Genomic DNA, 12,995 nt, shown 5'->3' with positions numbered 1-12,995 from the left:
TTCTGGGCAGATTCCGCCCCACGGTCACCCACAAACACACGCCCCGGCGTTATGCTTGAACCGTTGGCAATCGCTTGAGTCTGATGACATTGAAATGTGTCAGCTTGCCGGGGAATAACGATGATCAAGACGGATGGCCGCCCTGTCCTGGAAGCACGGATCAGGATGGTGCTGCGGGACGACTTGCCGGTACTGTCGGTCAGCGACGGTATGGAGGCTTTGCTCGGCTATCGTGCTGATGATTTTCTCGCATCCGGCATCACCCTGCCGACACTGATCCACCCGGACGATCTCGATATCGCCGAGCACCTGTTTTCCCGGGAAGTCCACGACACCGCCGGCACCGTCAACATCCGGCTCCGCCATGCCGATGGCCGCATCCGCTGCCTCAAGGCGCACTATCAAAAGGACGGCGCCAGCAAACACCCCGCCCCCACCCTTGATCTGTTGCTGCAGGACGCAAAAAGCCTGGCCCGGCCACTTGGTGCGCAGGACATGATGGCCAACTTCCGCGCCATGATGGAAATCACCGACGATTACATCTACTTCAAAGACCGCAACCATGTGATGACCGGTGCCAGCCAAACCCTGGTGGCGATCACCGCGCCCAGCGAACACTGGACCGACCTGCTCGGCCAGACCGATTACGATATTTTCCCGGAAGAGTTTGCCGATCACTACTACCGGCTGGAAAAGCAGGTTTTCGCTGGCGCCGCGGTCGCACATGAAATTCAGGAAACCCTGGGCAACGATGGCCGCAAGGGCTGGGTCGACAACCGAAAATACCCGATCAAGGATGCCAGCGGCGAAATCATCGGCCTGTTCGGCATTGCGCGCGACATTACCGACAAGATACAGGTCGAACAGGCCTTGCGCCGCGAGCGGCAAACGCTCCAACTGATTCTCGACGCGGCCCCGATCGGCATCTGGCTGCAGGATGCGAACGGCAAGCTGTCTTTCGTCAACAAGGCCTTCTGCCAGGCGATGGGGATAGCCGAAAGCCGCTTTCTCGCCGCAGCGCATTACACCGAGCTGATCCCGCCGGCCTTTCGTGAGCAGTGCCTGGCCGCCGACCGCAAGGCACTGGCCGATCGGGAAATCAGCGTCACGCAGCAGCGACTGCCTTTCAGCGACGGCCAGATTCACGATCTGCGTGTCATCAAGGCGGTGAAATGCAACGAGCAAGGGCACCCCGTCGCGCTGGTCAGCCTGAGCCTCGACATCACCGAGGAACTGCAGCAGGAACGCATACTGCGCGAGAGCGAGGAACGATTCCGGGCCATTTTCGAACAGGTCCCGTCGATCTCGGTGCAGGGCTACGACCGCAACCGGCGTGTCATTTTCTGGAACAAGGCCAGCGAAACACTCTACGGCTACAGCCGGGAGGAAGCACTGGGCGCCCTGCTGGAAGACCTGATCATTCCCGACGCCATGCGGGACGGCGTCATTCGCCAAACCTCGGCCTGGGTGGCCGGCGGTCCACCGATTCCGGCCGGCGAATTGACCCTGCGCCGTGCCGACGGCAGCCCGGTCGAGGTCTTTTCCAGCCATGTCATGTTGCACGGCAGCCGTGGCGAACCGGAAATGTATTGCATCGACATCGACATCAGCGAACGCAAGCGCGGGGAAATCGAACTGGACCGGCACCGCCATCATCTCGAGGATGTCGTCGCCGAGCGCACGGCCGAACTGGTCAAGGCCAAGGAGGCGGCCGAGACAGCCAATATCGCGAAGAGCGCCTTCCTGGCCAATATGTCGCATGAAATCCGCACCCCGCTGAACGCCATTGCCGGCATGGCCCACCTGATCCGACGCAACGGTCTTTCCCCCGAACAGCAGGAGCGCATGGGCAAGTTGGAGGCGGCGAGCGAACATTTGCTCGCCATCATCAATGCCATCCTTGAACTGTCGAAGATCGAAGCCGGCAAATTCTCGCTGGAGGAAGTCCCGCTTAATGTCGAGGCCCTGCTCGAAAACGTCGCCTCGATCCTGCATGACCGGGCGCAGGCCAAGCAATTGACGCTGAGCATCGAAGCGGCCGCCCTGCCGAACTGCCTGCTCGGCGACCCGACACGGCTACAGCAGGCGCTGCTCAACTACGCCACCAATGCCATCAAGTTCACCGACAGCGGCTACGTCAGCCTGCGGGCAAAACTGCTCAGCGAAACCGCCGACAGCGCCGTCTTGCACTTTGAGGTCGCCGATAGCGGCATCGGCATTCCGGCGGATGTCATGCAACGCCTGTTCGCCGCCTTCGAGCAGGCCGACAACACGATGACCCGCAAATACGGCGGCACCGGTCTCGGCCTGGCCATCACCCGCAAACTGGCCCAGTTGATGGGCGGCGATGCCGGGGCGGAGAGCCGGCCGGGAATCGGCAGTTCGTTCTGGTTTACCGTAAGACTGAAAAAAGGCGCCCCCTTCAGCCCATTGCGGCCAGCTATTCTGTTGAGCGAAGCGGAGGCTGTTCTCAAGCATGACCATGCCGGCAGCCGGATCCTGCTCGCCGAAGACGAACCGATCAATCGCGAGATTACCCTGACCCTGCTCGGCGAACTCGGCCTGCTCGTGGACTTTGCCGAAGACGGGATCGCGGCTTGTGAACGGGCCAGTCAGACCGACTACAAATTGATCCTGATGGACATGCAGATGCCGCGCCTGGATGGTCTGGACGCGACGCGACAGATACGCGCCATGCCCCGCCACAGCACCACCCCGATTGTCGCAATGACGGCCAATGCCTTCATTGAAGACAAGGTCCGCTGTTTCGAGGCGGGCATGAACGATTTCATCGCCAAGCCGGTCGAGCCCGAAGCACTGTTCCTTTGTGTACTGAAATGGCTGAGGTCGCCACGCTGAACGGCCAGTGCCTCAGGCGCCGATGCGCAGGCCGGTTTTCTTGAGGATTTTGGTCGAATAGAGGATGTCGTTTGCCCGGCAGGCATCGCCGAGCAAACTGCGGATTTCACCGGCCTTGGCCGAGCACTCCTCGCGCGAACTGCCGTGCACCATGGCAAACAGGTTGTAGGGCCAGGCCGGCAAGGCCCGCGGTCGACGGTAGCAATGAGTGACAAACGGCAGCGCCCCGATCTTCGCCCCCAGCGCATCGACCAGTTCATCGGCGACATCCCACACGGTCATGCCGTTTGCCGTCCAGCCGATCGCATAATGATTGGGCACGGCACCGATCCGGCGGATGACGCCGCTGTCGACCAGCGCCTGCAGCCGGCGCATGACCTCCTGGTCCGGCAGGCCAAGCTGCTCGCCGATGGCATGGTAAGGCTCGCAGACCAGCGGCAGGCCCCCCTGGGTGGCGACGATCAGCGCACGATCGATTTCATCCATCAGACTCGAGCCTCCAGCTTCATTTCGACGAAATATTCCTGTTCCTTCGGGAAAGCGTAGACCGGCAGGCCAGTGTCCGCTTCGATGCGGGCCACCGCCTCGGCAATGCCGGCCGGCGTTTCGGTTGCCAGCACGAACCACATGTTCAGCGCGTGTTCACGCCGGTAATTGTGGGCGACTTGCGGCAAAGCATTGACCAACGCCGTCACCTCGTCATAGCGCTCCTCCGGAGCGGCCAGCGCGGCGAGCACGAAGGCACCGCCCATCCGTTCGATCTGATACATCGGGCCGAAACGGGTCAATACCTTGTCGTTGAGCAAAGCGCCGAGACGAACCAACAACTCGTCTTCGGTGATGCCGATCTTTGTTGCCAGCGCCGCGTAAGGGCGGGCGCAGATCGGGAAATCGCCCTGCATTTTGGCAATGATTTCGCGGTCGACCGCGTCAAGTTCACGCATAACGGGCACCGCCCTGCTTGAAACGGGTCAGTGAAAACAGCACATCGTGGCCAAAGGCCTCCAGGCCATGCCGCTGGCGCAGTTCGGCAATCGTCGCCTCGACCTCGTTGCGTTCCCGGCCATGAATCATGCAGAACAGGTTGTACGGCCAGTCCGGCAGGCGGCGCGGCCGGCGGTAGCAGAGTGTGACCGCCGGCTCGCCGGCCAGGGCGCGGCCGATCTCGCTGACCTGTTCGTCGGGAAGGTCATGGACCAGCATCGCATTGGCGGTGTAGCCGAGTTCATGGTGGCGGACGACGACACCGAAGCGCTTGATGTCGCCCTCGTCCAGCCAGCGCCGGATGCGGTTCAGGACATCGGATTCGGAAGCGCCAATCCGCTCGGCAATCAGCGCAAAGGGCCGCATGAACAGCGGCAGCCCCTCCTGCAGTACGGAAACCAGACGCCGCTCGGATTCGCCGATCGGCGCGGCCGGTTGCACCGGGCGGGCGGTCACGACATTCTTTTGCTTCTCGCCCTGCAGGCAGAAACCGAGGTCGATGTGAAACTCCTCTTCCAGCGGCAAGGCGAGCAGCGGGTAGCCGGCGGCCTTTTCGATGGCGCCCAGCGTCGCCTGCAAGCGTCCTTCGCTGCCGGCGGTGACGACGAACCACAGGTTGTAGCGATGTTCCCGCTCGTAGTTATGGTTGACCTCCGGAAAGCGGTTGACCGCAGCCGCCACCATGGCGAGCTTCTGCGGCGGTACCGCCATCGCCGCCAGCGTCGAAGCACCGATCCGTTTGGGGGCGAAGACGGCGCCGACCCGCGAGATCTTGCCTTCGCGGCGGAGCTTTTCCAGGCTGCCCAGCACGGCCTTTTCGGCCACCCCGAGGCGGGCCGCCAGTTCGGCGAAAGGGGCCGGACAGAGCGGAAAGTCGCGCTGAAATTCGTTGAGCAGGCGGAATTCGAAAGTGTCGTTCATCAGAAACCAATGCGCGCGGCGCGGGTCGTGAAGAAGATGCCGGAAGGACTATCGGCGGCAATCTCGCCCTGCTGGCTGAAATTCATCGTGTTGTAGATCAGCACCTTGTTGTCGTCGCGCGCCGAGAGCCAGACATTTTCGCCACGCGGCGCGAATTCCATGTGCAGGATGCCCTTGCCCGGCTCGAAAGCATGCACCACCTTGCCGGCCAGGGTGTCGATGACGTCCATCTTGCCGTTGTCGGGAAAGGCGAAATTGACCCACACCTGGCGGCCGTCCGGGCGCGCCATGACGAAGACCGGCTGGCCGCGTACCGGAATGCGGCCGACTTCCTTCCAGGTCGCAACATCGACGACCAGCACTTCGTGACGACCGATCGCCGGCAGGTAGGCCTTGCCCTGCGCCACCGACCAGCCGCGCAGATGCGGCATCTTGAAGACAGGCAGCTTTTCCTCGCCACGACCATAGTTTTCGAGAATCTTGCGCGCCCCCTTTTCCGGCTGCCAGAGGTCGAGCATGGCGATGCCGTCCTCGCCGAACAGGCCGGCCAGGAAGTAACGGCCATCCGGCGTCACCAGGCCATCGTAAGGCTGCTTGCCGGCCGGATAGCGCTGCGTCGTCGGCTGGCGCGGATTGCTGAAATCGGTCACCCAGATCTCGCCGCCCTCGAACAGCGCATAGGCGAACTTGTTGCCCGGCACGTCGGCCAGGCCGACCACCTTGGAAAACTTGCCCGGGGCGTATTCGGCCGGCACTTCGGACAGCAGTTCGAGCGTCTCGGCATCGAAGGCCTTGATACCGCCCGGCGCATAGTTCTGGGCGACGACGATGCGGCCATCCTGCGAAATCGAGCCGCCGATGGCGTTGCCCGACTGGATGACACGCTTGACGATCTTTGCTTCCAGCAGGTCGATCTTGGTCAGCCCGCCATCGCGGCCAAAGATGAAGGCGTAGCGGCCGTCCCGCGAATAGACGGCGGAGGCGTGCGAAAGGTCACCCAGTCCTTCGATGCGGGCATAGGGTTGGCGGGCGCTGGTATTGACCAGCGTGACATGGCCGCTGGCGCGTTCGATGACCAGACCGAGATCGCCGGTGCCGCGCAGTTGCGAGCCGGCGCAGGCATTCAGCAGCAGGGCGAGGAGCAGACAGAGGAACAGGCGCATCGTTTTCATTTGGGGAATTCGCTCATCAGTTTATCGACAATCCACGCCGCTTCGGCTTCGGACATGAATTGCTGCCACGGCGGCATCGGCGTTCCCGGCCGGCCGTAATAAATCGTTGCGGCCAGGCCTTCGGCCGGCTTGTCGCGCAGGTTGGCCGGCAACAAGGCGGGACCAAGGCCGCCCTGCAGCGTCATGCCATGGCAGGAGCCGCAATCCTGGCGGACCAGATGGACCAGCTCCTTTTGCCGGGCCGGCGTCGGCTCGCTGGCCATTGCTGCGGTCGACAGCAGGAAAAGGGCAAAAACCAGTTTATTCGACAACGATGACACCTTTCATCTCCGGATGCGGCCCGCAATGATAGAGGTAGCGCCCGGGCTGATTAAATTGACGCTGCCAGCTTTCGTCCGGAAACAGCCGCTCGGACTCCTGGCCACCTTCTGCCGGGAAAAGTACGGAATGGCTGGTCCGCTTCTCGTGGTTGCTCCATTTGACGGTATCGCCGCTGCGGATCGTCAACTCGGCGGGGACAAACTGGTAGCCCTCGATCACCACGTCGTGCGTCGTCTGCCCGAAGGCAGAAAAGGCAACGAGCGCCAGCAGGGCGGGCGCTCGTTTCAAGACAAGCCATCCGGTAAACAATGATGCGCCGGAGGGCAAGGCAATTACTGCTTGGCAGCCTTCACATCACCATCGGCGCCCAGACCCAGCGTGTGGCCGAAGGAAATGTGATGGAAACGACCACCGGCATTGTCGGCGTGAATGGCGATACCGAAGGGTACGGCCTTGCCGGCTGCCAGATTGACGCCGCCCGCCAGCTTGCGGGTGAAGGTCACGGTGTAGGTATCGCCGGCCTTGGCGCCTTCCGCCGTCACCCCAGCCTTACCGCCTTCCATGTTGCGCTTGTCGCTGACCGTGCCATCAAGAGCCTTGCCACCGCCGCCGCTACGCCACTGCATCAGGTCCATCGAACCGGCCGTGACGTACTTGGTCTTCTTCTCGTCGGCCCCCGGCATGGTGCGGGCATCCTTGTGACAGCTCGCCCAGCAGCCGACCTGGTCGCCCATCGGCACCTTGTCGTTCGGGAACATGACGCTGGCCTTGACCTCGTTGTCCTTGTCGGAATGATCGAAGCCGCCGCCCGGTGCCTTGAAGGTCAGACGAACATAAAGATTGGTTGCGTCATAAGCCGCCTGTACGCCAACCGGGTAGCTCATCGTCTTCGGTGCGCCCTTCGGCTCCATTTCCTTGCTGGCCAGACGCTTCAGGTCCAGGCTCAGCTTGCCGTCCTCGATATGGCAGCCGGCACAGGCCTCGCCCTTCTTCAAGCCGCTGGCACCGCTATGGTCGCCCTTGCCGGTCGCCCATTCGATCGGCGCCGCACCCGGGTGGAAGACATAGAGATCCTTCTTCGGCACCTTGCTCCAGTCGGGAGCGGCCAGCGCCGCTTGCGAACCCATAGCGAGGAAAGCGCCCATCACAGCCAGAGATACAAAATTCTTTTTCATCGTGGTGTCTCCACTCAAAAAACCTTCGATTACAGGCATGTCGTTATCGTAATGCCGATGCCACTAATGCTACGGGGGCTTGCGCCCCCGTAGCCTTGCGACAGATCAAATAATCGGCAGCCGATTAATAGATGTCGTGCTGGGTGTTGTAGACGTTGAACTTGCCGGTCGGGGTGATCATCTTCGGATCGGTGATCACCTTCTTGACCTTCAGCGTGGCATCGTCATAGACCACGATGGCCGACTGGTCGGTCTTGCCGCCCCACAGGGAGATCCAGACTTCCTTGCCGTCCGCGCTGTATTCCGGATGCACGGCACGCTTGGTCGCCTTGGCTTCCGGCATGCCGGAATCCTTGGCAACGTTCAGGATAGCCTTCGGCTTGGAAAGATCAGCCATGTCCCAAACGGAAACGGATTCGGCACGATCCTTGTCGGAGTTCTGTGCCGAGTCGGCCCACAGATGCTTCGACTTCGGATGCGTCTTGACGAACAGGTTACCCGGTACGTGCTTGATTTCCTGGACAACCTTCCAGTTGTATTCCTTGAACTTGGCATTCTTCTTGTCGTCGGACGGCGTCGAGATCAGCGTCACGACATCGGCACCGAGGTGACCCGTCGCCCAGACCGGACCGAACTTCGGATGCACGAAGTTGGCGCCGCGCCCCGGGTGCGGGATCTTGGCGACATCGACCAGCGCTGCCAGCTTGCCGGTCTTGGTGTCGACCGCGGCAATCTTGTTGGAGGCATTGGCCGCGACCAGGAAGTAGCGCTTCGAAGCATCCCAGCCGCCGTCATGCAGGAACTTGGCGGAAGCGATGGTCGTCGTCTTCAGGTTTTCGATATCGGAATAGTCGACCAGCAGGATCTGGCCGGTTTCCTTGATATTGACGACCCATTCCGGCTTGATGAAGGAAGCCACGATGGAAGCAACGCGCGGTTCCGGATGGTATTCGCCATCAACGGTCATGCCGCGGGTGGAAACGACCTTGCGCGGCTTCAGCGTGTCGCCGTCCATGATCACGTACTGGGGCGGCCAGTAGGAACCGGCGATCGCGTACTTGTCTTCAAAGCCCTTGAACTTGGAGGTATCGACCGAGCGGGCATCGAAACCGATCTTGACTTCAGCCACGACGGCCGGCTTTTCCATCCAGAGGTCGATCAGGCTCAGACGGCCATCGCGACCAATAACATAGACGTAACGGCCGGAAGCGGACAGGCGGGAGATATGGACCGCGTAGCCGGTCTTGACGATGCTACGGATTTCCTTGGTATCACCGTCGATCAGAGCAACTTCACCGGTATCACGCAGGGTGACCGAGAAGACGTTCTTCAGGTTGATGTTGTTCATTTGCTTGGTCGGACGCTTGTCGACCGGAACAATTACCTTCCAGGAATCCAGAGTTTCCTTGAAGCTGTATTCCGGCGGCACATCCGGCGTGTTCTGGATGTACTTCGACATCAGGGAAATTTCTTCCTTGGTCAGGATGTCGTCGAAGTTAACCATGCCACCATCGGTACCGTAACCGATGATCTTTTCCAGACGGTTCTGACCGAGCTTCAGCGTACCGCCTTCGGTCACGTTGCCGTCCTTGTCCTTCTTCGACCAGTGCGGCTCGAGGTTCTTGCCGGTGGCACCCTTGCGCAATACACCGTGACAACCGGCGCAGCGCTCGAAGTAAATCTTCTTCGCCTGCTCCTTCTCGGCAGCAGTCAGTTCAGGTGCCTTGGCAGCATCCTGAGCAAAAGCAGAACCCATGGCGGAAACCATGGCCGTCAATGCGAGCATCCCCACAACAGATTTTTTCATCTTTCCTCTCCTAGAACAAAAATGGCGCGCCGTATCCCCCAACGCGATGGGCGCTAGGTTGAACCTGAGCCCGTTTCCCATCCTTGATTCCCATCAAGATTTTACCCATCAGGAATCCATAATATTCAGTCGCTTATAGTTACTTAGAACTAGTCATATAGTGCTTTTGACAGATACCGCAACAGACAATTGCTGCCTCCTATTGGCAGGCGCCAAATGACGGATTAGGATGGCCGCCCAAAGGCACAAAGACAACATGGACAAACACGACACTCTCGCTGCCGGCAAAGTCTGGCTCATCGGCGCCGGCCCTGGCGACCCGGATCTTTTGACAGTCAAGGCGGCCCGCCTGATCAGCCAGGCCGACGCCCTGGTCTTCGACCACCTGGTTGGCGAAGGCATCATGGACCTGGCCCGGGCCGATGCCCGCCGCATCTATGCCGGCAAGGAAGCTTCCAAACACACGCTGCCGCAGGACTCGATCAACCAGCTGCTGGTTGACCTGGCCAAGGAAGGGCTCTCGGTCGTTCGCCTGAAAGGTGGCGACCCCTTCATCTTCGGCCGTGGCGGTGAGGAACTGGAAACGCTGGTTGCCTCCGGCATCCCCTTTGAAGTCGTGCCGGGTGTCACCGCCGCCGCCGGTTGTGCCGCCTACTCCGGTTTTCCGCTGACTCACCGCGACCACGCCCAGTCGGTCACCTTCGTTACCGGCCACCTCAAGGACGGCACCGTCAATCTCGACTGGCCGGCCCTGGCCCGCCCCCGGCAAACCGTAGTTTTCTACATGGGCATCGGCGCCGCCGGTGAAATCTGCCGCCAGATGATCAATCACGGCCTGCCCTCACTGACGCCGGCCGCCGTCATCCGCAACGGCACGCTGCCCGACCAGCAAACCCTGCTCGCCACGCTCGGCACCCTGCCGCATCGCATCGAGGAATCCGGCATCAAGCCGCCGGCGCTGATCGTGGTCGGCAGTGTTGTCGGCCTGCACGAGCAGCTCAGCTGGTTCGAGAAAGCATGAAGCCTATCCTCGGCGTCCTGATCGTCGGCCTGCTCGCCACCTTTACCGCACCGGCCCAGGCCTACTCGGTGAAAGAGTTGCGTGAAGACTGTCAGGCGGCCGATGAACTGTTCGCTCACAAGAAGACCAGCAACCCCTACGAGTCGCTGAAGAGCGGCCGCTGCATTTCCTACGTCGCCGGCTTTGCCGACGGCTATGCCGTCAGCGACTACCTGGCCGACAAGGTCGGGGTCAAACTCAATGCCTTCTGCTTGCCCGACGAGAGCGATCTGTCGGCTCGCCTGGTCCGTGCCGTCCTCGCCCACTTCGAGCACCTGCCGCCAAATCCGAGCGGTAGCACGGCCATGTTGGTCGCCAGCGCCTTGGCCAAATCATTTCCCTGCACCAATACACTTGAACCAAAGAAGTGATTCGTGGATAATCCGGCCTCCATTTGCCCCGATGGCGGAATCGGTAGACGCAGCGGATTCAAAATCCGCCGCCGAAAGGTGTGCCAGTTCGAGTCTGGCTCGGGGCACCAGTAACGACAAATCGGCTTTCCTGACGGAAGGCCGTTTTTGTTTCCAAGCGGATTTCTGCCTATGTCGTTGACTGTCGACGACTTCGACTTTCCCCTCCCCCCCGAGTTGATTGCCCAACACCCCGCGCCCGAGCGGCGGGGCAGCCGCTTGCTGCATGTCTGCGGTCAACAGCGTTTTGATCGCAAATTTGACGATCTGCCGAGCCTGTTGCGCACCGGCGACCTGCTGGTCTTCAACGACACCCGGGTCATCAAGGCGCGCTTTTTCGGGGTCAAGGACAGCGGCGGGCGGGTCGAGATCATGCTCGAACGCATTGTCGACGCCCGTCATGCGGTCTGCCAGATTCGTGCCAGCAAGGCGCCGAAGCCGGGCTGCAACCTGCGCCTGGCTGACGCCTTTACAGTCAGGATGACCGGACGGACCGGTGCCGACGACGATTTTTTCGCGCTGGAACTGGTCGATGAGGGCGATTTCTGGGATTTGTCCGAGCGCTACGGCAAACTGCCCTTGCCGCCCTACATCGAACATCCGGCCGAGGATGCCGACGAAACACGCTACCAGACGGTCTATGCCCGCGCCCCAGGCGCGGTCGCAGCGCCCACCGCCGGCCTGCATTTCGACGAAGCGATGCTGGCTACGCTGCAGGCCCAGGGTATCAATACCGCTTTCGTCACGCTGCACGTAGGGGCCGGCACCTACCGACCGGTCCGCGTCGAAAAAATCACCGATCACCGCATGCATAGCGAGCGCTATGCCGTTCCGCAAGCGACGGCCGACGCCATTGCGGCGACCCGCGCTGCCGGCGGCCGGGTCATTGCCATTGGCACGACCAGCCTGCGCACACTCGAATCGGCGGCGCGCGACGATGGCACGGTGCGGGTTGGCGAAGGTGAAACCGATATCTTCATTACGCCGGGCTATCGCTTCAAGGTGGTCGACCGCCTGTTCACCAACTTCCATCTGCCGAAATCGACACTGCTCATGCTGGTTTCGGCCTTTGCCGGCTACGACAACATCCGTGCCGCCTACGCCCACGCCGTGGCCGATCGCTACCGCTTCTTCAGCTATGGCGACGCCATGCTTCTGGAAAAATCCGATGCAGTTTGAACTCCTCAAGACCGATGGCGACGCCCGCCGCGGCACGCTGACGCTGACCCACGGTGTCGTCCAGACCCCGGTTTTCATGCCGGTCGGCACCTACGGCACGGTCAAGGCGATGACACCCGCTTCGTTGAACGAGATCGGCGCCCAGATCTGTCTCGGCAACACTTTCCACCTCTGGCTGCGACCCGGGCTGGATGTCGTCCAGGCACACCACGGGCTGCACGATTTCATGCAGTGGCAGAAGCCGATCCTGACCGACTCCGGCGGCTTCCAGGTCTTCTCGCTCGGCGCCATGCGCAAGATCACCGAGGAAGGCGTCAAGTTCTCGTCACCGCACGACGGCGCCAAGCTCTTCCTGACCCCGGAAATCTCGATGCAGATTCAGAAGGTACTGAATTCCGACATCGTGATGATCTTCGACGAATGCACGCCCTACCCGGCGACGCGCGACGAAGCGGCCAAATCGATGCGGATGAGCATGCGCTGGGCGCAACGCTCGCGTGACGAACACAACCGGCTGGAAAACGGCAATGCGCTGTTCGGCATCGTTCAGGGCGGCATGTACGAAGAGCTGCGCGACGAATCGGTGGCCGGGCTGTGCGACATCGGTTTCGACGGCATGGCGATCGGTGGCCTCTCGGTCGGCGAACCGAAGGAAGACATGGCGCGCATCCTCGCCCATACCGCCCCGAAGCTGCCGACCCACAAGCCGCGCTACCTGATGGGCGTCGGCACACCGGAAGATCTGGTCTATTCGGTCAAGGCCGGCATCGACATGTTCGATTGCGTAATGCCGACCCGCAATGCCCGCAACGGTCACCTATTCACCCGCTTCGGCGACGTCAAGATCAAGAATGCCCGGCACAAGACCGATACCGGCACGCTCGACCCGAGTTGCAGCTGCTACACCTGCAGCAATTTCAGCCGCGCCTACCTGCACCATCTCTTCCGCGCCGGCGAAATTCTCGGCGGCATGCTGAACACCATCCACAACCTGCATTTCTATCAAACCATCATGGCCGAAATGCGCGCCGCGATCGAGGCCGGCACGCTGAACGAGTGGGCAAGCGCCTTTGCCCGCGATCGTTCCTCAGGCCAGTGATAGAATCT

13 protein-coding genes and 1 tRNA gene are annotated in these 12,995 nt (G+C 61.4%); 6 read left to right on the top strand and 8 right to left on the bottom strand.

Going from position 1 to position 12,995, the window contains the following annotated elements; genetic code table 11:
- The first annotated feature begins 120 nt into the window (after positions 1-120).
- Positions 121-2,859 carry a PAS domain S-box protein gene (locus AT959_RS13820; RefSeq protein WP_066884019.1) on the top strand — a complete coding sequence of 913 codons (2,739 nt, stop codon included), beginning with the start codon at positions 121-123 and terminating at the stop codon, positions 2,857-2,859.
- 12 nt (positions 2,860-2,871) lie between these two features.
- Here AT959_RS13820 and ahbB (AT959_RS13815) read toward each other — a convergent pair whose 3' ends face one another.
- The 8 genes from ahbB (AT959_RS13815) to AT959_RS13780 all read right to left on the bottom strand — a co-directional run bounded on the left by ahbB (AT959_RS13815) (position 2,872) and on the right by AT959_RS13780 (position 9,200).
- Positions 2,872-3,345 (bottom strand): siroheme decarboxylase subunit beta, encoded by a 474-nt coding sequence (gene ahbB / locus AT959_RS13815; RefSeq protein ID WP_066884017.1) that lies wholly within the window; start codon positions 3,343-3,345, stop codon positions 2,872-2,874.
- Positions 3,345-3,803 (bottom strand): Lrp/AsnC family transcriptional regulator, encoded by a 459-nt coding sequence (locus AT959_RS13810; protein WP_066884015.1) that lies wholly within the window; start codon positions 3,801-3,803, stop codon positions 3,345-3,347. The genes ahbB (AT959_RS13815) and AT959_RS13810 overlap by 1 nt, the downstream gene beginning before the upstream one ends.
- Complete coding sequence (gene ahbB, locus AT959_RS13805; protein ID WP_066884013.1) at positions 3,796-4,764, bottom strand: siroheme decarboxylase subunit beta; 969 nt, start codon at positions 4,762-4,764, stop codon at positions 3,796-3,798. Before ahbB (AT959_RS13805) ends, AT959_RS13810 begins: the two co-directional genes overlap by 8 nt.
- The gene (locus AT959_RS13800) at positions 4,764-5,927 is read right to left on the bottom strand and encodes a cytochrome D1 domain-containing protein (RefSeq protein ID WP_083518407.1); all 1,164 of its coding nucleotides are present in this window, start codon (positions 5,925-5,927) and stop codon (positions 4,764-4,766) included. Before AT959_RS13800 ends, ahbB (AT959_RS13805) begins: the two co-directional genes overlap by 1 nt.
- Positions 5,928-5,932: 5 nt before the next feature.
- Positions 5,933-6,199, bottom strand: coding sequence for a c-type cytochrome (locus AT959_RS13795; protein ID WP_083518439.1), 267 nt, complete (start codon positions 6,197-6,199; stop codon positions 5,933-5,935).
- A gap of 37 nt (positions 6,200-6,236) precedes the next feature.
- Positions 6,237-6,545, bottom strand: coding sequence for a plastocyanin/azurin family copper-binding protein (locus AT959_RS13790; RefSeq protein WP_240481836.1), 309 nt, complete (start codon positions 6,543-6,545; stop codon positions 6,237-6,239).
- A gap of 44 nt (positions 6,546-6,589) precedes the next feature.
- Complete coding sequence (locus tag AT959_RS13785; RefSeq protein ID WP_066884005.1) at positions 6,590-7,432, bottom strand: ethylbenzene dehydrogenase-related protein; 843 nt, start codon at positions 7,430-7,432, stop codon at positions 6,590-6,592.
- Positions 7,433-7,556: 124 nt separating this feature from the next.
- On the bottom strand, positions 7,557-9,200 hold the full coding sequence (locus tag AT959_RS13780; protein WP_476695861.1) for a cytochrome D1 domain-containing protein: 1,644 nt from the start codon (positions 9,198-9,200) through the stop codon (positions 7,557-7,559).
- Positions 9,201-9,495: 295 nt separating this feature from the next.
- Between AT959_RS13780 and cobA the strand changes: the two genes are divergently transcribed.
- The 5 genes from cobA to tgt all read left to right on the top strand — a co-directional run bounded on the left by cobA (position 9,496) and on the right by tgt (position 12,987).
- Positions 9,496-10,260 carry a uroporphyrinogen-III C-methyltransferase gene (cobA, locus tag AT959_RS13775; protein ID WP_066884444.1) on the top strand — a complete coding sequence of 255 codons (765 nt, stop codon included), beginning with the start codon at positions 9,496-9,498 and terminating at the stop codon, positions 10,258-10,260.
- A complete protein-coding gene (locus tag AT959_RS13770) occupies positions 10,257-10,670 on the top strand; it encodes a Rap1a/Tai family immunity protein (protein WP_066884003.1) in 414 nt (137 codons plus the stop codon). The genes cobA and AT959_RS13770 overlap by 4 nt, the downstream gene beginning before the upstream one ends.
- 25 nt (positions 10,671-10,695) lie before the next feature.
- Positions 10,696-10,780, top strand: a tRNA-Leu gene (locus AT959_RS13765).
- Positions 10,781-10,841: 61 nt separating this feature from the next.
- Positions 10,842-11,888 carry a tRNA preQ1(34) S-adenosylmethionine ribosyltransferase-isomerase QueA gene (gene queA, locus AT959_RS13760; protein WP_066884002.1) on the top strand — a complete coding sequence of 349 codons (1,047 nt, stop codon included), beginning with the start codon at positions 10,842-10,844 and terminating at the stop codon, positions 11,886-11,888.
- Positions 11,878-12,987 carry a tRNA guanosine(34) transglycosylase Tgt gene (gene tgt, locus AT959_RS13755; protein WP_066884001.1) on the top strand — a complete coding sequence of 370 codons (1,110 nt, stop codon included), beginning with the start codon at positions 11,878-11,880 and terminating at the stop codon, positions 12,985-12,987. The genes queA and tgt overlap by 11 nt, the downstream gene beginning before the upstream one ends.
- The last annotated feature ends 8 nt before the right edge of the window (positions 12,988-12,995 follow it).

The sequence above is a fragment of the Dechloromonas denitrificans genome (assembly GCF_001551835.1).
Taxonomy (GTDB): Bacteria; Pseudomonadota; Gammaproteobacteria; order Burkholderiales; family Rhodocyclaceae; genus Azonexus; species Azonexus denitrificans.
Note: the sequence above shows the minus strand (reverse complement) of the source record. Positions and strands in the feature narration are given on the sequence as shown.